This window comes from Brachyspira pilosicoli, assembly GCF_036997485.1.
GTDB classification, from domain to species: Bacteria; Spirochaetota; Brachyspiria; order Brachyspirales; family Brachyspiraceae; genus Brachyspira; species Brachyspira pilosicoli_C.
This window is the reverse complement of sequence record NZ_JAWLPU010000003.1, coordinates 467,111-487,880: the sequence shown is the minus strand read 5'-3', so window position 1 is coordinate 487,880 and position 20,770 is coordinate 467,111. Positions and strand designations below refer to the sequence as shown.

The window sequence follows — 20,770 nt, the reverse complement described above, 5'->3', positions numbered from 1 at the left end:
TAAAAAAAGGAGAAATTATGGAAAAAACAGAAGAAAAATCAATAATTACAAAAAAAGATTTACAAAAAGTATTTTGGAGATCTTTTCCTCTACAGGCTTGTTTTAATTATGAAAGAATGCAAAATGTTGGATTTTGTTATTCAATACTTCCCATATTAAAAAAGTTATATACTAATAAAGATGATATGTCAAAAGCTTTAAAAAGACATTTGGAGTTTTTTAACACAACTCCTCAAACAGTAACTTTTATAACAGGAGCTTGTATAGCTTTAGAAGAACAAAATAAAAATAATAAAGATTTTGATATCAGTTCTATAGCAGCATTAAAAGCAGCCTTAATGGGTCCTATATCTGGTATAGGGGATTCATTTTTTTGGGGAACTTTTCGTATAATAGCAGCAGGTATAGGATGCAGTTTAGCTACACAAGGAAGCATATTGGGTGCTATTTTATTTCTTTTAATATTTAATATACCTCATTATTTAGTAAGATTTTACGGCTTAAAAATTGGCTACAAAAGCGGTATAGATTTTATAACAAATGCCCAAAAATCAGGAATGATATCAATATTAACTAATAGTGCTAAAGTAATGGGACTTTGCGTTGTTGGGGCAATGATAGCTTCTATGGTTTCTTTTAGTATTCCATTTACAATAGAATTAAGCGGTGCCAGTATTAAAATACAGTCTATATTTGATCAAATATTGCCTTCTATATTGCCATTAGGTCTTACATTTTTAATATACGCTTTATTAAAAAAGGGATTAAAAACAATACACATTATGTATGGTATTATATTGGTAGGTATATTAGGAGCATTGTTAGGAGTTTTTTAAATGGAAAAAAATGTATCAAAAATGTATGAATATATTGTAGAGACCCCTGTTGTTTTAAAGCATATTTTAGAAAATAGGAAAAAAATAACTCAAGAATTTGCAAACTATTATAAAGATATAAATATAGAACAGATATACATAGTAGGTTCTGGTACAAGTTATCATGCTGGAGTTGCAGCTAAAAAATTTTTGGAAGAAATATTTCCTGGTAAAGTATTTTGTATGTATCCTACTCAATTTGCTAGGTCTGAAAAAGTGATAAATAAAAATACTTTAGTAATAGGTATTTCTCAGGGCGGACAAAGTCTTTCAACTGTAGAAGGCTTAAATTCCGCAAAAGAAAAAGGTTTATACACCGCTGCAATATCTGAAAATCCAACAGCATTAATATTTGAATATTCTAATACAAAAACCTTAATAGAAATAGGAAATGAAAAATGTGGGGCAAAGACAAAAGGTTTTGAAGGAACTATAATAACTTTAATGCTAATGATAATGGAACTTATGCTAAAAAAAGAGCAAATATCTTCAAACGATGAAAATAGATATATAGAGCGCATGTTAAAAGTTATTGATAATATGCCAAATATTATTGAAGAGGCAACAAAATGGTTTGATAGAATATCTAAAGAATTCATAAATGCTAAAAGAATAATAGTTGTTGGATATGAAAATAATTATGCTGATGTTTTGGAAGGAGCTTTGAAGATATTAGAAACAGTTAGAGAAGGAGTTGCTGGATATGATATAGAAGAGTTTTTCCATGGCATATATAATTCAATAACAGATAGTGCGCATATATTTTATTTAGCATCAGATGGAGATTACAAAGATAGAACTGTAAAACTAATTGAGATTTTATCAGAATGGACTTCGCATCATTATTTAATTTCTTCAAAAGATATACAAGTAAATTCTGATAAATATTTAAAATGTGATTTTACAGAAGATAAACTATTTGGACAATGGGAATATATAATACCATTACAAATAGTAGCTTGCTTAGGTGCTTACCAATTAGGAATTAATCCCGATATACCTAAAGACCCTAACTTTCATAAAAGAATAGGCAGTAAAAAATTAGATGGTATAAGAGATCAATATACTATTGATAAATAACATTGTTTATTTAATTTACATTATATAGCCCTTAATTTTTAATTGAGGGCTATATATTCAAAAAAGCATAGAAATATGATATTATATAACACTAATAAAAAATATATAATATGCAAATTATGAAAAAAGAAACCAAATATAAAATTATAGAAAATAGTATACTAAAAGATATAAAAGATAAAAAGCTTCAATTTGGAGACCAAATTCCTACAGAAATTGAATTATGTAAAACATTTGAAACTAGTAGAATGACAGTTAATAGAGCTATCACTTCATTAGTATCTCGAGGTTATATAAAAAGAATTTCTGGCAAGGGAAGTTTTGTAAATAGTCAATTTATAGAAAAAACTTTGAAAAAAACTCCTAGAAGTTTTACAGAAGACATGAAATCAATAGGAATGGTAGCAGGTGCTAAATTATTAGAATATAGAATATTAAGAGCATCAGAAATACCAGAAGAAATTACTTTAAAATTAAAAGCGGAAAATGATGATTTTATACATTATTTCTCAAGATTAAGAACAGGAAATGGAATCATTTTTGCAGTTAGTTATGACTATGTTCCTACAAAAACTTTACCAATAATAGATGTTTCAAGGCTTGAAGGCTCTTTTTTTGAATATGTGCAAGAATTTGGATTGAGCATAGGAAATGCATCGCTAACAATAACTGCAACTTTACCAACAGAAGAACAAAAAAAAATATTAAAAATAAAAAATGAAGCCTTATTAAAAGTTTCTCATATTACAGAACTAAAAGACAATAGAATATTAGAATATATTGACACATATTATATTGGAAATATGTATTCATATAAATCATATATTGAAAAATAACATTATTGATACAAAAAATTACTTTATTAGAATTTATATAATATAATTAAATCAAAAAATATATTATAATAAATTATCTTTTTATTTATTATCACAATACAATTATATATTTTACTATAAATAGTTTTATTGAGATATTAAATCATTATTATTGTAACTATATAAACTAATATATTAATATATTATTAATAAAAAATTGAAATTACTCATTTATTTTACTATAATAAATATATAAAAATACAATCCGGGGTACAAAAATGATAAAAAAGATTTTTTTACTAACTTTATTTATTATTTTTATAGCTATAAGTTGCCAGAAAACTTCTTCTAATGCTATAAAAATAAGAATAGGACCAGAACCGCAAACAATAGATCCTACATTAAATACTTCTATAGACGGTGCTACATATATAGTTCATATATTTGAAGGTCTTACAACTAAGGACAAAGATAATAAAATTGCAGCAGGAGCCGCTGAAAGCTGGGAAATAAGCGATGACGGTTTAACTTACACATTTCATATAAGAGATGATGCTAAATGGTCAGATGGGCAAAAAGTTAAAGCTGAAGATTTTGTATATTCTTGGCAAAGGGCAGTTGATCCTATAGTTGCAAGCGGATATAGCTACCAGTTAGAACCAATATTGAATGCTAAAGAGATAACAGAAGGAAAAATGGATAAATCTAATTTAGGTGTAAAGGCTTTAGATGAAAAAACATTAGAAGTAACATTAAAAGCCCCTACTGCATATTTTTTGGAATTAACAGCCTTCCCTACTTTATTTCCTGTAAGAAAAGATATAGTGGAAGCTAATCCTGATTCATGGACAAGAGATGCTTCAACATATATAGGAAATGGACCTTTTATAATGAAAGAAAGAAGAATTGATGATAGATTAATTTTAGAGAAAAATACAAACTATTGGAATGCTTCAACAATAATACCTAATGAATTAGAATTTATACTTATGGATAACCCTACAGTATCAGTTGCAAGCATAAAAGATGGAAGTTTAGATTATGGCGGAGCTCCTCCTGTTCAGGAAATAGAAGCACTTAGAAATGAGGGCTTTATACAAACTAATGTAAGTTTGGGTATATATTTTTATATGATTAACTGTACTAATGATGTTCTAAAAGATCCTAAAGTAAGACAGGCTTTAACTTTGGCTATTGATAGAAATTACATTGTAAAAAATGTTACTAAAGGAGGACAGATACCAGCTGCTGCTTTTGTTCCTTATGGTGTATCTGATGTTGAAGGAGATTTCAGACAAAATGGCGGAAATTATTATGAAGTAAGTGAAGATAAACATCAGGAAAATATAGAAAAAGCAAGAGCATTATTAGCAGAGGCTGGTTATCCTAATGGTGAAGGTTTTCCGGTAATAGAGTTTAAATCAAATCAAGGAGGGGGAAATTTAGAGATATTTGAACCTATACAGCAAATGTGGAAAGAGGTATTAAATATAGATGTTACTTTCTCTGCTGAGGAATGGGCAGTATTTCAGCAAACAAGAGTTGATAAAAATTTTGAAATAGCTATGCATAGTTGGCTTGCAGATTATAATGACCCTCTTACATTCTTAGCTATGTTTTTAAGCTATAGCGACCAAAATCATTCAAGCTACAATAATCCTGAATATGATAGACTTATAAATATCGCTATGAATAGCGGAGATAATGCTGTAAGAATGAAAGCTTTTCATGATGCTGAAAAAATACTTATAAATGATATGCCTATAATACCTTTATATTTCCATACAACATCAGCTTTAATGCGCCCTAATTTGAAAGGTGTTGTATTTGATAAATTAGGTATGAATAGATTTTTCTATGTATACAGAGAAGAAAATTAAATAATTCATATAAGTGTTTAAGGGTATTAATTATTTGTTAATACCCTTTTTTATTTTATTAATAATTTTAAACAGAAATATCTCTTTTATTAAATATAATAACAGCCAATATATTAGTTAATATTCCAATAGCAAATAAACATATACCACCAATTAAAAATACATTAAAATCAGTGCTATATTTAGACGGTGCAAACAATGTTATGATACTTAAATATTTAAAAAACTCTGCCTTCTCCCCCACCCTTGATATCATTTGAAAAAGTATAAAAAATATACAAAGCCCAGAACCAACCCAAAGAGACATTGATGTAGAAGAAAAACTTACAGAGCTTAAAAAACATATTCCTAAAAAAGCAAACCATAAACCTAAAAGTCCAACATTTATAATGATAAGTTTTGTTATATCAAGTTCACCTTTAAACATAATCTCGCTTGTAAATATAAGAAGTATAGTTATATATAAGTTTAATATAAATATTTCTAAAATAGCAGTTAATATTTGTGTAGTTATTATTTTTATTCTTGAATTTGGTGTTGCAAATAAATATGCAATGCTTCCTTTATCAATATATCTTATAACAAGTCTATTAACAAGCAAAACAATAAAAACTAATGGAAAAATAATCATTAAAAATGAATATAAATAATCAATCAAAAAGTCAGTTAAATTACTTGAAAAATTATTCATTCCAAATAAAGCAAACATCTGAGGCATACTCTCAACCATAGAGTTTAAACTATCAACAAGTTTAGGGTCGAACATAGAAACTATAATTGCTCCATACATAGTTAATACTAAAGCAAATATTAATAATATTTTAAAATTCGATTTTAATTCTTTTTTTAATAAAACTAAATTAAACATAAAAACTCCTATTATTGATAAACTTATTATTGCTAATAAAAATTACTTTAATTTTTAAATTATAAAAACAATGTATTATATGTTATATAATTAACTATTTTAGTATATATCTAAACAACTATATTTTGTCAAAAATAACATTATATTTTGCTTTTATATCCGGGGCTTTGCCCCGTACCCCACTTCTTTTGTTGCCACAAAGAAGCAAAAAGGCTGTATTTGAGCTTACACTGATAATTTATATTACATGTAAAACAATTTCAGTATGGTTTAGTACTAATTCTATCCTTGCATTTTTTAGTTCTTTTTGCGGCGGGAAAAAGTTGAAGAAAAAAACTTCTACAACAAAATATATTTGTTTCAGTATATACAAAACCATCACTTATTATAAAAATGCAAAAATAACTCCTCCAAACTCTGACTTGAAGAATTAATATCCAATACATCATAATTGCTAAGTTCTTTTATAAAGCTATTAACTTCATTATTAGCAATAACAACTTTTATAGTATTATTATTCAATTCAGATTTAAAACTAATTTTATTTTTGAAATTTAACGCTTCTTCATTTGTTTTAAAAACCACTTCAAAATTTTTATTCTTTTTAGATTTTAATTCTTCCATATTTTCTATTGCTATGAGTTTGCCGTCTTTTAATATAGCAGTTCTATCACATGTTTTTTCAACTTCTTCAAATATATGAGATGACATAAAAATAGTAGTGCCTTTTCTCTTCTCTTCTAAAATCAATTCAATAAACTTTTTTTGCATCAAAGGGTCAAGTCCGCTTGTAGGCTCATCTAATATAACAACCTCAGGCTCATTCATAAAAGCACATACTATACCTATTTTCTGTTTTGTACCTTTAGACATTTTATTTATTTTTCTATTCGCATCAAGTTCAAACAAATCTATAAGCTCTTTAATTCTATTTTTATTTTTTATTGATTTCATTTCAGCAATAAATTTTATAAAATCACTCCCCTTCATCTCATCCATAAAAGCAATTTCTCCAGGCAAATATCCAAGCTTTGATTGTATATTTGCTCTGTTAATAAAACAGTCCATATCTAATATTTTAGCACTGCCTTTATCAGACTTTATAAACCCCATCAGCTGCCTTATAGTTGTTGTCTTACCTGCTCCATTAGGGCCAAGCATTCCAAATATTTCACCTCTATTCACTTCAAAAAACAAATCAAATACTCCCCTGCCGCTTCCATAATCTTTACTAATATTATCTATTTTTATTATAGACATAAATAATCCTCCTTATGCCTTATAAATATTTTTTCTTGTATGAAATCTGCTTAAACATCCTCATCCACTTAGAATACTGCTTTATCATATCTTCTTTATCTATTTTTTTAGTCATTTTCTTTCTGCTTTGCAAATAACCTTCCGATGTGTATGTTATCATTTCTATAATATCTTCTATATCAACATCATCTCTAAACTTACTTTTATCAATATTTTTAAAATAACTATTTATATCAATTTGCTTTTTATTTTTATAATTATTAACTATTTCTTTTACATCTTCACTCTCATCAAAATATCCCTGTATTAAAAAATCAAATATAGATTTATGCCTCTCCATCATTTCTAACTTTTTATAAAAAGAATATTCCATAAGCTCAAAAAAATCTTTTATCTTGTAAAAGTTAGAATCTGCAATTATTTTCTCTATATATTCATATACATAATTATAAACATATTCATACAATTTTTTCTTAGTCTTAAAATGATATAAAAGCAAAGATTTAGATATATTGGCATTACTCGCAATATTTTCTAAAATAGCATGTTTATATTCATGCTTTGCAAACTCTTCGATTGATGTGTTTATAATAGCTTCTTTTTTTTCTTCTGGTATATTAGTGTTCATTTTATTACATACAATTTATTTTACTGACTAACTTAGTCAGTTAGTTAAACTATAACACAAAACCTATATTTGTCAAATAAAAAAATTAAATAATAAATTTACACTTGATAAGCATAATCTTTAGAAACTAATATAGAATAATCAGATATTACATCCTTATATTTTAAATACTCTATTTCATTAATAAAATAACTTTCATCTAAGTCTAATAATTTAAGTTCGTATACAAATGTATTTAAAGCAAGATTTTTATCTGCAAATTTTTCTATAGCTCTATTTGATAACTCAAAGAAATTTTTTATAAGATAAGGCATATATTTATAATCTTGTTTATAATAATCTATACAATTTTTTAATAATACAAATAATGTTTTAAAATAATTAATATCACTATTTTTTTTAGTAGATATAGTATGAATATGCTGTCTATAATAATATGTTGGTTTATGATTAAAAGATATTTTAGGATTATGAATAAGAGATTTAAAAAACTGTTCTGTATCCTGATAGCAAAGTATAGAAGAATAATAAACATTATTATTTATTAAAAACTCTCTTCTCCATAATTTTGACCAAGTTGATTCTTCAATAGTTTCTTTATCTGTAGGAGATAAGTTTTTAATATTAGCATTAGATATACCTTCTAAATCATCATCATTTAAAAAACTTACTTTATTTAAATGAGATACATATTCTTTTGAATCTATAACATCATATATATTTAAGCTGCTTACATAATCAGAATCATATTTTTTTGCTGTATTATATAATTCCTCTAAAAAATTATTAGAAATATAATCATCAGAATCCATAAAAAAAACATACTCGCCCTTAGCAATATTTAATCCAATATTCCTAGATATACCAGCACCATGTTTTATTTTATTATCTATTAGTATTACTCTCTTATCTTTTTGAGCATACTCTTTTATAATTTCTTTACTATCATCACTGCTGCAGTCATTAACACATATTATTTCTATTTTCTTAATAGTCTGCTTAATTAAACTATCCAAACAATAGGATAAATATTTATCAGTATTATAGACTGGTATTATAACGCTTACCATATTATGTTACCTTTCTAATATCATATAATATGCAATTTTTTTTGTCAATTAAGATATCGACATTTAAAACAATATTTAGATAAAAATAAATAGCTTTTTTGCTTTTAAATCACATTATTTGTATTATTGATGTTATTTATAATTATTTCATAAATGAAGAAATTATTAAATAAAAACCGTATTTAAATCTTTCATCTGCATATTCATTAAATTTTATCTCTATTTCAGTTTCATCATTGTTATTAGAAGCATAATAAACATTAGATAATTTTATATAGACAGATGCATCGTTATAATCATCGTAAAAAACATACCCCTTAGTAACAACACCATTAATATCATCTTTAAGCATAGAAAATTTATCAGCAATATTTTTAACAACACCAACTGTAAGAATCTTAGGTATTTTTTTTATTAAAGCATTTTTTGTTTTTATAGAAAGCTGTTCGAAAGGCTGTTCTATTTCATAATCTAAAATTTGTTTTTGCCATTTTTCTATAGTAGATTTTTTTACTTCTATTGGGCTTAATAAACCTATAATAGTATTATCTTTAATAGAAATCTCTTCATCATTTATATCATTAAATGTGCCGTCTTCCATATACCTAAAACTGTTTAATAAAGCATTTTTTTCATCAAATATACCCCAAACTAAATTAACAGCAAATATCTTCATAAATGGATTATATATAAATAAATCCCTCCAATTATTAAACTGCCATTTTCTTCCATTCATAAAAACATAAATCAATCTTTCTGTTTGTATTTTTAAGATTTTTTTTGCTTCTGTTTTTAATGAAGTTAGTTCATTCTTTACATCAATTGGAAAATCTTTTGGTAAAGTTTTTAACTCTTTATTTTTAGATTCATCAAAAATATCAATAGAGAAATTATCTTTTAAAGTTATTTTAAATATTCTATCATCTGTTTTAATAATGCGAATACCATCTCTATCGAATCCAAAATTAGGCATAATAATATCTGCAAACTCTTCTTCTGTCATATTCATTTTACGTGAAATAGTATAAAACATATCGCGACATCTATTTCTAACGCTAACTTGCTTAAACTTTTTTGAAGCTTCATAAATTAAATAAAAACCAATATTCTTTGAAGATAAAAATATAGCCTCCATTATAAAACAAGCATATTTAAATCTTCTGCTTGCGATATTTTTTGCTTTTTTATAAAGCTTATTAATTTGACCATTAGAAGCAAATATACAATATGGATAGAGAATATTTTTAGTTTTATTATCTTCGGAAAAATTAATATATATATTTTCTAATGCCTCTCTAAAACTCTCTTCATCTAAAGAATAGCCTATATCATCAGCAATATCTAACCTGCAAGGTTCTTTTAACTCTAAATAAGCCCCAATAATAAACCTTATCACCTTAACACAAACAACAGCATTCTTATCTTTGGTAAAAACATTAGAAATAAGTTTATTTTCTATAAAAGAAGTTGTTTTATCATATTTTGATTTGTAATTTTTATCTATTATCTCATTAATCTCTTTTAAGCTCAACATACCAACACCTATATTTTTAAGGTACTATATTATAGTTATAATGTCAATAATTTAAGCATTACAAAAAGAATAAAAATTATATATTAGATTTTATTTATTTCTCAATTCATCATAGTTTTTTGTCATTATGTTATGCCAGTAATCTAATTTAGCATTATCATCGCCTTCTATATCTTTAAAGTAGAAAGGCTCTAAAAATCTTATCTTTATTTTCTTAAACGGCTTTAATACAAAACTTTTTGCTTTCATAATATCTTTAGTACCATATATAACAACAGGAAGTACTGCTACATCTTCACATCTTTCAGCAATTTTTAATATTCCTCTTTTTGGTTTTTTAATCTCTCCGTCTTTGCTTCTAGTACCTTCCGGATATATGATAATACTAGTTTTTGATTTTAATCTGTCTTCCATATCATCTATAGATTTAGCTGCCCCTATAGTACCCCTCTTTACAAATATATAATTAGCCAAACTCATACCAAACCCAACCATAGGCACTTTTCCATAAGTATCTTTAGAAACAAATGCAAACATACCTTTAAATATTGCAAAACAACAAAATATGTCAAAGGCACTTTGATGATTTGGAGTTATTAAATAGGTTTGTTTATAATCATAATTCTCTCTGCCTTCTATATCAAAAGAAATAAAAGCACTTTTCATTAAAAAAGTTCCCCACAATTTCGCTATATTATGAGTAATCTTTATTGAAAGAGTTTTACTAAAAGGCCTCACCAAAATAAATAAAATTAAAGCTACTATAAATAAAATAATAGTAAAAAGTACATTTAATAAAATATAAAATATGCTAAATATAATCATGGAAAAGAGTTTAATATAAAAATAAAAATTATCAATAGCATAAATATTATTTTTGATAATTAATAAAGAATACTAAAACTTTATTCTATTTTTAAAACCCTTTTTACAATATCAATATTTGCTATAATAAAACTTATAGAATTAAATATGTAGTATGATGTAAATATTATAAAAAATATAAAAATAACTCTTTTGATAATAGTTTTTGATTTACTATTTTTATCTTCAGTCCAGAATAGTTCGATTATATCTTTCTTTTTTCTTCTTTTTATATTTTTATTTTTTTGTATTTGTTTTTGTTTTATATCTTCTTTTTTATTTTCTTCTTTCTTTTTTGGAATCAATCTAAATATTAAAGATAATACTATATATATTAAACATACAAATATTATAAAATTAAATATTAGATAAAATGTCATTATTTGTTCTATATTACTAAAGTTTAAAGTTTCCATTGTAAATCTCCTTATGTTATAGTTTTTAAAAAGGACAGGCTATAGTTTGTTTATTTTTTATATCTGTATATTCTGCCTTCCAATAATGAGGATCATTAATTTCTATATATTTTATATTATTACAATTCTTCACTATTTTAGTAATGAAAGTTTTATTTAGAAAAATATATAAATGTTTTTCATCTCCAAAACCGCCAACGGATATTTCTCTTATTTTGTTTCCGGCTTTTAATTCATTATATAATATTTTTTCTAATTCATTATTTAATTTATACAAATTATTATTTTTTATAATTTCATTTAATGCTTTAATTTGCTCTTCAGTTGTTTTTTTATTAACAATAATATATTGTTCCAAGATAATATTTCCAAAATAAATATTTTATACTATTATATATTTATTTCTTATTTTGTAAAACTATATATTATGTTATAATTTACAAACATCGGTTAAATATGTTTTTATAAAAAATATTATTAAGGAGTGAATATTATATGAGCAATGAAAATAAATCAAATACTTTAATAGAAAGAAAAGATGTAAAAATAGAAGATACTTGGGATTTGAGTTTATTATATAAAAACGATGAAGAGTTTGAAAAAGATTTTAAATCAATGGAAGATTTTTCAAAGGAAGTTAGTAAGTTTAAAGGAAAATTATCTAGCTCAGCAGCTGAATTAAAAAATATATTAGACACTATAATGAAGGCTTCTATTGTTTTAGAAAAATTAGGCTCTTATGCATTTTTAAAACAAACAGAAGATTTAACTAATAATGATTCTAATATAAAAGTTGCAAGATTTGCAAAACTCTCTTCAGAAATATCTGCTAATATGAGCTATTTTGAGCCTGAGTTAATGAGCATTGATGATGAAAAGATTAATAGTTTTTTGAAAGATGAAGTATTAAAAGATTATTTAATTTATTTAAGAAACATATTAAAATACAAACCTCATACATTGTCAGAGAAAGAGGAGAGAATATTAGCTCTTCAAGGAGAATTATCTTCAACGGCTTCAAATGTATTTGACACTTTAAATGATGCCGATTTAGACTTTGGAGAATTAGAACATAACGGCAAAAAAACTCCTCTAACTCATGCAACATTTTCAAGTTTTCAAGAAAGTCACGACAGAGAAATAAGAAAAAACAGCTACAATCAATTTTATAAAGAATATGATAAACACAAAAATACATTAGCAGAACTTTATGCAAGCCAAATAAAGCAGGATATATTTGACGCTAGAATAAGAAATTATAACAGCGTACGCGAGATGGAACTATTTGCTGATGATATACCTGTAAGTGTTTATGACAGTTTAATTGAGAGTGTGCATAATGCTTTGCCTGCACTTCATAGCTACTACGAATATTGTGCTAATAAATTAGGTATTAACGACTTTAGGCAATATGACAAATATGCCCCAGTGGTAAAAGATGTTAAGCTACATCATACGTTTGATGAGGCAATAGATGTTTTAAATAAAGCTTTATCACCACTGGGTGAAGAATATGTATCAACTCTTACAAAAGGTCTTAATTCAAGATGGGTTGATAAATATGAGAATAAAGGCAAAACAAGCGGAGCATTCTCAGCTGGCTGCTATACATCAGAGCCTTATATATTAATGAACTTCAGAGATGAAAGCATTGAATCAGTATTTACTTTAGCTCATGAGGCAGGACATAGTATGCATAGCTATTACAGCAGAAAAAATAACCCTTTCCAACATCACGACTATACTATCTTTGAAGCTGAAGTTGCATCTACTTTCAATGAAAAACTTTTATTTAATTATTTAATGCAAAATGAAAGCAAAAAAGAAGTTAAGGCATTTTTACTCAATAAAGACATAAACGGATTTGTTGCTACAGTGTTTAGACAGACAATGTTTGCAGAGTTTGAGCATATCATTCACAAAGAGGCAGAAGAAGGCAACCCTACAACATTAGAGCTTATAAGAAATGTTTATAAGGACTTACTAAAAAAATATTTTGGAGAGAAATCTGTTCTTGAAGAGACAAGCGATTTAGAGGCTTTGAGAATACCTCATTTCTATCGTTCGTTTTATGTTTATAAATATGCTACTGGTATGTCTGCTGCTGTTGCTTTATCTAATGGAGTACTTGAAGGCAATGCTAAAAATGACTACACAAACAGAGATAACTATTTAAAATTCTTAAGGAGCGGAGGAAGCAGAACTCCTATAGAAAACCTAAAAGTGGCTGGTGTTGATATGACTAAGCCTGATGTGGTAGAGAGTGCTTTAAAACTATTTTCTAAAGAGGTAGAAGAATTAAAAGCGTTAAATTGATTTGATTTATTATTAGTTTTGATTTTGTAAGGCTGGCATAGTTTTGTATGTCAGTCTTTTATTTTAAATATTTATTTACATAGAAAAAACTATATTGGTTAGATATTTATAGTATATTAAAAATAATTGACTATAAAACAAAATATGTTATAATGTTTCAAATTATTTGCATATATTGTAAATAATAAAGTATCAATTCAAAGAGGTGTTATTATGTCAAAAATTAATTATTTAGGACAGTCTTATGACTTGTCTCATGGAGAGTCTTTATTAGACTTCCTTAAACAAAACGTAAAAAAAGATTCAAAAGATGCAGTAGCAGCAAAGTTTAATGGAACACAAGTTGATCTTACATATACGCCTGAAACAGACGGCGATTTAGAATTGATACTTAACACCACCGAAGAGGGGCTTGAAATATTAAGACACTCTACAAGCCACCTAATGGCTCAGGCAGTAAGAAGGCTTTATCCTAATACTCAAGTTACTATAGGACCAGCTATTAAAGACGGTTTTTATTACGACTTTGATGCTGAGAAACCTTTTACAGAAGAGGATTTGCCAAAAATAGAAGATGAAATGAAAAAAATAGTAAAAGAAAATATTCCTGTAGTAAGAAAAGTAATGAAAAAAGATGAAGCTATAGAATATTTTAAAAAGGCAAATGAACCATATAAAGTTGAAATTATAGAAGGCATAGATGCAGATACTGTATCATTCTATGAACAAGGCGATTTTATAGACCTTTGCCGCGGACCGCATGTACCTTCAACAGGCTATATAAAATCTTATAAACTTATGTCTGTTGCAGGAAGCTATTGGAGAGGCGACTCAAACAATAAAATGCTTTCTCGTATATATGGTACTGCTTTTGAAAGTAAAGAAGCATTAGATAAATATCTTAAAAAACTTAAAGAAGCAAAAGAAAGAGACCATAGAAAATTAGGTAAAGAATTAAACTTATTTAGTTTCCATGATGAAGGCCCTGGTTTTCCTTTCTGGCATCCTAATGGTATGATTATTTATAAGGCAGTTGAATCATATATAAGAAATGAAAATGATAAACGCGGATACGTTGAGATTAAAACTCCTGCTATACTTAATGAAGAGTTATGGCATAGAAGCGGACACTGGGATAACTATAAAGAAAATATGTATTTTACAGAAATTGATGACACTAAATATGCTGTAAAACCTATGAACTGCCCAGGCGGTTTGATTGTTTATAATTCTAATATACATAGTTATAGAGATTTGCCTTTAAGAGTTGCTGAGTTAGGCTTTGTACATAGACATGAGCTTTCTGGAGCTTTGCATGGACTATTTAGAGTGAGAGCTTTCACTCAAGATGATGCTCATATATTCTGTACAGAAGAGCAATTAGGCGATGAGATTATTAACACTATAGAATATTATTTATCTGTATATAAAGATTTTGGTTTTAAGGACTTTGAGATATTTGTTTCTACAAGACCAGCAAAATCAATAGGAAGCGATGAGATTTGGGAGCTTGCTACTAAATCTTTAATGAATGCTTTGGATAAACTTGGCATAAGCTACAAAGTTAATGAAGGCGACGGAGCTTTCTATGGTCCTAAAATAGACTTCAATATTAAAGATGTTCTTGACAGAAACTGGCAATGCGGTACTTTACAAGTTGACTTCTCCCTTCCTATGAGATTTGAGATTAGTTATGAGGGTAAAGACGGTAAAAAACATACTCCTGTAATGCTTCATAGAGCTATACTTGGTTCAATGGAGCGTTTTATAGGTATATTGGTAGAGCATTATAATGGTAAGTTCCCGTTGTGGTTATCTCCAATACAGGTTGCTGTTGTTAATGTTCTTAATGAAGAAGCACAAATAAATAGAGTTCATGAAGTAGCTAAAAAGTTAAAAGAAGCAGGTTTCAGAGTAGAAATTGATGAAAGTAATGATAATTTAGGTACTAAGATAAAAAAATATCGCTTGCAAAGAACTCCATATACAGTTATAATAGGAGCAGAAGAAGTTTCTAATGGTAAATTATCTATTAGAACACGTTCTTCACAAGAAATAAAAGATATGGATTTAACTGAGTTTATGGAAAAACTACAGAAAGAATCTAAGGAGAGAATGAATGATTCTATATTTACTACTAAATGAGGTAGCTAAATAATGGCAACAGTAAAAAAAGAAGGAGAGAGAATTAATCAGTTTATTACTGCACCAGAAGTTAGAGTAGTGCATGATAAGAGAGGAAACCTTGGAGTAATGAATATAAAAGATGCTTTAGCATTAGCCAAGGAAGAAGATTCAGATTTAGTTGAGATAGTTCCTACGGCAGACCCTCCTGTTTGTAAGATTATCAATTATGGAAAGTATAAATTTGATATTCAAAAGAAAAATAAAGAAGCTAAGAAAAAACAGAAGTCTGTTCAGCTTAAAGAAATTAAAATGCGTCCTCAAATAAGCATACATGATTACAACTTTAAAATGAAACATATTCGTGAATTCTTAGATGAAGGCAATAAGGTAAAAATAACTGTCATGTTTAGAGGAAGGGAAATGGCTCATACAGAATTCGGTTATGACCTTATTAATAAAATTATACAAGATTTGGAAAATGAAGCTTCTACAGAAAAACCTGCTAAGTTAGAAGGAAAAAATCTTTCTGCAGTGCTTAATCCAATAAAAATGAAAAAAGCTTCTTTTGAAGATGAAGAAATTTCCAAAAAAGAAATTTCTAATGATACTGAAGAGTAAGTAAGTATAATATAATTTAAGCCCACTAACTACTTCGTACTTATCATACGGGTAGATTGAGCATATAGTAAATATAATTTTTAAAGGATATTAGTTTATGAAACAAAAGTTAAAGACAAAAAGCGGTGCTAAAAAACGTTTTAGATTCTCTAAGACTGGTAAAGTAAAGTTTGCTCATGCATTTGGTAGCCATAAGTTTTTAAGCAAAAGACCTGATACTAAAAGAAAGTATCGTAAAGCAAAAATTGCTGATGATACTAATATGTTAGAAATGCCAAGATTAATGCCTTATGGCAGATAAAACTAAAAGGAGACTAAAATGAGAGCAGTTAGCGGAATAGTAAGAAAGAAAAAAGTTAAAAAAATATTAAAAATGGCTAAGGGCTATTATGGTTCTCATAGCAAGCAAACTAAGCAGGCTAAAGAAGCTGTAATAAGAGGCTTAAAATACGCTTACCGTGATAGAAGACAGAAAAAGAGAATGATGAGAAGATTATGGACTCTTCGTATCAATGCTGCATGCAGACCTTTAGGTATATCTTACAGTAAGTTTATTAATGGTCTTAAAAAAGCTAATGTTTTAATAGATAGAAAAGCTTTATCTAATTTAGCTATTGATGATTATAAAGCGTTTGAAGCTGTTGTTGAGGTAGCTAAAAAAGCACTTGCTTAAAATAAAAAGTTAAAAAATATTTACAATATGTATCCGCTGTAATCTTGAAAAAGGTTATAGCGGTTTTTTATGTATTTATATAAAAAATATTAAATAAAAAAATAAAGCCCTATAATTATTATAGGGCTTTTATTTATTATTATTTTTTATTAATTATTAAGTACAAGACTCACAAACCTCTTCAAGCTCAAAATTAGATTTAGGTGTTTTCATATAATAAAGTGTTTTAAGTCCCAAATCCATAGCATACTGAATATCATCCCATAACTCTTTTGCAGAATCTGGTTTTACATAATAAAGATTCAAAGATTGTGATTGGTCTATATATCTTTGTCTTACAGCAGCAAGTTCTATTATAGTTTTTGCTGGTATATCCCAACATCTTTCATAATATTCTCTATTCTTTTTCAAATTTGGTGCTAAGCTTGGTAGAGTCTGTATACCTTCTTCTACGAAAAATAAATCTACTATAGGTTCTATACTTTCTGTTGCTGATACACTTTTACCAGAAGTTGCAGTTGGTGCTATTGCTCCATGGAATGAAAATCTTACTCCATAATTTTTTATATTTTCTGCAAGTCTATCCCATTTCTCCATATCTATATCAAATTTCAAATTAGAGCTTTTGTTTAAAAGTGAAATATGTACAGGAGTTTTTCCTTCTCTCCATTTAGATTCATTAAATGTTTTGTAAGGTCCTCTTTCTTTTGACAATATATTAGAAGCTTCATATATGTGATAATATAAATCTTCAAATATTTTATTTGTAAATTCTAATGCCTCTTTATCAGTATATTTTAGTTTGTTTGACGCTAATAAATTGGCATAATTAATAACCCCTATGCCAATAGGTCTATTTTTCTTATTTGCAATCTCTCCTTCTTTTACAGGATAAAATTGACTGTCTATAATATTATCGCATCCTCTTAAAAGAGTATAGCAAAATGATTTTTTCTTCTCTTCGCTAAAATTAACCCAAGACATTAAGTTTACAGATACCAAGTTACATATACCAATTTCACCGCTTTTCTTTCTCTGTATTATCTCATAACTTCCATCTTCATTAACAACATATTTCTCTTCTATTATTTTTGAAGGGAAAGAAGGAATAACTATCTCCTGACAAAGATTAGAAGCCCCTACAAATTTATTAACCATATTCTGTTCATTAATGTTATCTACAAATGTAAGGTATAAGTTTCCAGTCTCTTGTCTTACTTTTAATATTTGAAAGAGTAAGTCCTTGGCTTTAATTCTCTTTTTTCTAATAGATGTTTTACTCTCATAATACATATAAGCCACATCAAATTTTGCTCCAAACTCTTCATTAAGAAGCGGAGTTTCTTTAGGGTCAAATAATGTAATATATTCATCTTTATTAACACGCTCTCTCAATATATTACTTATTCTAATAGAATAAACTAATTTTCTTGCCCTAGTATCTTCTGTTCCTCCTGCATCTTTAAGCATAATAAGGTCTAATACATCTAAATGCCACCAAGGAAAAGTAACAACACAAGCACCTTTTCTCACTCCCCCCTGATTAAATGACGATATTGTCTGCTCTGTTCGCTTAATAAAAGGTACAGGCCCATCAGAACGCCCTCTGTTGCTTTGTATAGTAGAGCCGGAAGCCCTTATATATGATGCATCATAAGCTATACCGCCTGAAAACTTTGAGTATAATGCCATGTTTCCATCTGTTTGATTTAAACTCCAAGTATCATCATCTGGAGTATTTAATATACAGCTTGCAAGCTGAGGTCTTATAGACATACTATTCGCTATTCTTGGTGTTGCAAATGTCACTTCATGTTTAGAAAGCATATCATAAGTTCTTTTTATATATTTTAATCTCTCTGACTTTGTTTTTTCAACTATATCTTTATTGCTTCCCTTATAAAAATCATCATAAAAAGAAAACATAGCAGCAACCATATATGTAATCTGGGGAAGTTCTAACTTTTTGCTTCCTATATTTTTACAATACTTTCTATAAAATATAGCAAGACCTTTATATGTAAATAGTAAATCCCTATCAGGAACTATCATAGAGTTAATTTTATCAAGTTCTTTATCTGAAAATAATGATACTATATTTTTATCGTATACTTTATGTTTTACACCTTTTTTTAAAAAAGTTTTTATATGAGGATAACTTCCTGTCTTTTTTAATTTACATGTTTCTTTATATATCTTCATAAGATACAATTTTTCTGCTATGGTATCATAAGAAGGATATAATGGACTTATTTTATTTACAGCTGTATTTATTAGCTCATCATATAGAACTTCTATTTTCATTCTATCATTTATTTTTATATTTAGCCCTTCTAATAAGGCATTTGTGAAGCCTTCTTTGCCATCTGTAGCCCAGTTAATAACTTTTTTTAATTTTTCCTCGTTAAATGGTTCTTCTCTTCCGTCTCTTTTGATAATAATATGCTTTTTATCTTTAGTAAGTTCTATCATAATAAATTAACCCTGTATTATAAATCGTTTTTTAATGCACCTTTTTGATATGATGTGTTTGTTGTCTCTTGAAGTGCAGCGTTTTGTTTATTAATATCTCTGTATGCATTAAACCAATCTATAATATCAGATTTAGGCTCTTTTAAATATTCTGTTTCCACTCCTAAATCTTTTAACCTTACACCAGCCCAATATTTGATGAAATGTTCGCTTACAGAAGAGTTTATACCTGCAACCTCTTTTCCGTCAAATAAATATTTAGCCCATTTTATCTCTTCATTAACAGTAAACTCAGTCATTTCTTTAGCCATATCATTATACCAACCGCTGTCAAATAACTCTTTAAAGCCTTGATTAGCATCTTTTCTTAATATTCCTATAACATTTTTACCAGTTGGTACATGTGTATTAAGCTCATCATGTGCTATTAGTTTAATAGTTTTTGTAAATCCTGTAATTGCATCATTGTAACTATTGTTAATTGTAAAAGTTACTAAAAATGAAAATGGAAACTTCACACTTTCAAGCAAATATATACCAGTTAAAAGTTTTAATACGGCCTTTTTTTTCTCTTCGAGACTAGCACCACTGTTTTCTATATTACATAAATCATCAACACAAGCAAAAAGCTCAACTTCTTTTTCCATTCTATGCTTTACAAACTCATCATTATAAACCAAATCCAAAGTTTCAGTAGCTAAATGCCCGAAAACTTCAGAAAGTCCGTAAGAGTAACTTTCAGCATGTATAACTTCCTCTATAGCTATCCTTGAATAAAGAATAGACCATATAGAACTTGTAACTATTCTGTTTAATATTGATGAAAAACCGCTTGTAACACCACTATCCATTAGAGTTTGATATGCAATATTAAGCTTAAAAGCCCTTTGAGCATCTTCAGGAAGAGAAGAAAATCTTGTTTTATCAGATTTATAGTCCACTTCTTTTGAAAACCATGTATTTCCTTCGCTTGCTTCTTTTAATTTTCTTGCTATTTCATGGCTTACAGAATCTATTCTTATGTAGTGACCAAAATCTCCGAAAAATATTCTTTCATTTTCAAGATTAGGTTTCTTTTCTATATCTATTACTTTCATTAATTTTATACCCCTTTCTTATATTTGTTGTTGTCTTATTATAATTTTAGTTAAAAAATTGTCAAATTTATTTTTTCCAAATTTGCATTAAATATATTAAAAACACATAACTACTACCCTACTCCTAAAAGATTATATATATTATAATTTATTGTGAAAAAATTATAAAAATAGTAT

General features: G+C 27.2%; 19 protein-coding genes. 9 read left to right on the top strand and 10 right to left on the bottom strand.

Annotated elements, in window-relative coordinates:
* The first annotated feature begins 17 nt into the window (after nt 1-17).
* From R4I97_RS10090 to R4I97_RS10075, 4 genes are all read left to right on the top strand, one after another.
* Nucleotides 18-836: a PTS system mannose/fructose/sorbose family transporter subunit IID gene (locus R4I97_RS10090; RefSeq protein WP_335784913.1), complete on the top strand. Its 819-nt coding sequence runs from the start codon at nt 18-20 to the stop codon at nt 834-836.
* Entirely contained in the window at nt 837-1,955 is a 1,119-nt protein-coding gene (locus R4I97_RS10085; protein ID WP_335784912.1) for an SIS domain-containing protein, read from the top strand.
* A gap of 119 nt (nt 1,956-2,074) precedes the next feature.
* Nucleotides 2,075-2,791, top strand: coding sequence for a GntR family transcriptional regulator (locus R4I97_RS10080; RefSeq protein WP_335784911.1), 717 nt, complete (start codon nt 2,075-2,077; stop codon nt 2,789-2,791).
* Nucleotides 2,792-3,048: 257 nt separating this feature from the next.
* A complete protein-coding gene (locus tag R4I97_RS10075) occupies nt 3,049-4,650 on the top strand; it encodes a peptide ABC transporter substrate-binding protein (RefSeq protein ID WP_335784910.1) in 1,602 nt (533 codons plus the stop codon).
* Between the two features lie 67 nt (nt 4,651-4,717).
* Here the strand turns inward: R4I97_RS10075 and R4I97_RS10070 are convergent, their stop codons facing one another.
* From R4I97_RS10070 to R4I97_RS10035, 8 genes are all read right to left on the bottom strand, one after another.
* Nucleotides 4,718-5,518: an ABC transporter permease gene (locus tag R4I97_RS10070; RefSeq protein ID WP_335784909.1), complete on the bottom strand. Its 801-nt coding sequence runs from the start codon at nt 5,516-5,518 to the stop codon at nt 4,718-4,720.
* 378 nt (nt 5,519-5,896) lie between these two features.
* Nucleotides 5,897-6,778 carry an ABC transporter ATP-binding protein gene (locus R4I97_RS10065; protein WP_335784908.1) on the bottom strand — a complete coding sequence of 294 codons (882 nt, stop codon included), beginning with the start codon at nt 6,776-6,778 and terminating at the stop codon, nt 5,897-5,899.
* Between the two features lie 19 nt (nt 6,779-6,797).
* The gene (locus R4I97_RS10060; protein ID WP_335784907.1) at nt 6,798-7,406 is read right to left on the bottom strand and encodes a TetR/AcrR family transcriptional regulator; all 609 of its coding nucleotides are present in this window, start codon (nt 7,404-7,406) and stop codon (nt 6,798-6,800) included.
* Nucleotides 7,407-7,504: 98 nt separating this feature from the next.
* Complete coding sequence (locus R4I97_RS10055) at nt 7,505-8,476, bottom strand: glycosyltransferase family 2 protein (protein WP_335784906.1); 972 nt, start codon at nt 8,474-8,476, stop codon at nt 7,505-7,507.
* A 142-nt stretch (nt 8,477-8,618) separates the two neighbouring features.
* On the bottom strand, nt 8,619-10,010 hold the full coding sequence (locus R4I97_RS10050; protein ID WP_335784905.1) for a DUF4132 domain-containing protein: 1,392 nt from the start codon (nt 10,008-10,010) through the stop codon (nt 8,619-8,621).
* A 90-nt stretch (nt 10,011-10,100) separates the two neighbouring features.
* Complete coding sequence (locus R4I97_RS10045; protein WP_335784904.1) at nt 10,101-10,835, bottom strand: lysophospholipid acyltransferase family protein; 735 nt, start codon at nt 10,833-10,835, stop codon at nt 10,101-10,103.
* A gap of 80 nt (nt 10,836-10,915) precedes the next feature.
* Nucleotides 10,916-11,290 carry a hypothetical protein gene (locus R4I97_RS10040; RefSeq protein WP_335784903.1) on the bottom strand — a complete coding sequence of 125 codons (375 nt, stop codon included), beginning with the start codon at nt 11,288-11,290 and terminating at the stop codon, nt 10,916-10,918.
* Nucleotides 11,291-11,315: 25 nt separating this feature from the next.
* Entirely contained in the window at nt 11,316-11,648 is a 333-nt protein-coding gene (locus R4I97_RS10035; protein ID WP_335784902.1) for a hypothetical protein, read from the bottom strand.
* Nucleotides 11,649-11,785: 137 nt separating this feature from the next.
* Here R4I97_RS10035 and pepF point away from each other — a divergent pair, with 137 nt between their 5' ends.
* From pepF to rplT, 5 genes are all read left to right on the top strand, one after another.
* A complete protein-coding gene (pepF, locus tag R4I97_RS10030; protein ID WP_335784901.1) occupies nt 11,786-13,606 on the top strand; it encodes an oligoendopeptidase F in 1,821 nt (606 codons plus the stop codon).
* A gap of 213 nt (nt 13,607-13,819) precedes the next feature.
* Nucleotides 13,820-15,751: a threonine--tRNA ligase gene (gene thrS, locus R4I97_RS10025; RefSeq protein WP_335784900.1), complete on the top strand. Its 1,932-nt coding sequence runs from the start codon at nt 13,820-13,822 to the stop codon at nt 15,749-15,751.
* Between the two features lie 12 nt (nt 15,752-15,763).
* On the top strand, nt 15,764-16,351 hold the full coding sequence (infC, locus tag R4I97_RS10020; RefSeq protein WP_335784899.1) for a translation initiation factor IF-3: 588 nt from the start codon (nt 15,764-15,766) through the stop codon (nt 16,349-16,351).
* Between the two features lie 97 nt (nt 16,352-16,448).
* Nucleotides 16,449-16,652, top strand: a complete 204-nt coding sequence (rpmI, locus tag R4I97_RS10015) for a 50S ribosomal protein L35 (protein WP_101503749.1) — start codon at nt 16,449-16,451, stop codon at nt 16,650-16,652.
* Between the two features lie 18 nt (nt 16,653-16,670).
* Nucleotides 16,671-17,024: a 50S ribosomal protein L20 gene (rplT, locus tag R4I97_RS10010; RefSeq protein ID WP_013243468.1), complete on the top strand. Its 354-nt coding sequence runs from the start codon at nt 16,671-16,673 to the stop codon at nt 17,022-17,024.
* Nucleotides 17,025-17,180: 156 nt separating this feature from the next.
* Here rplT and R4I97_RS10005 read toward each other — a convergent pair whose 3' ends face one another.
* Nucleotides 17,181-19,496: a ribonucleoside-diphosphate reductase subunit alpha gene (locus tag R4I97_RS10005; RefSeq protein ID WP_335784898.1), complete on the bottom strand. Its 2,316-nt coding sequence runs from the start codon at nt 19,494-19,496 to the stop codon at nt 17,181-17,183.
* A gap of 17 nt (nt 19,497-19,513) precedes the next feature.
* Entirely contained in the window at nt 19,514-20,593 is a 1,080-nt protein-coding gene (locus R4I97_RS10000; protein ID WP_335784897.1) for a ribonucleotide-diphosphate reductase subunit beta, read from the bottom strand.
* Between the last annotated feature and the right edge of the window lie 177 nt (nt 20,594-20,770).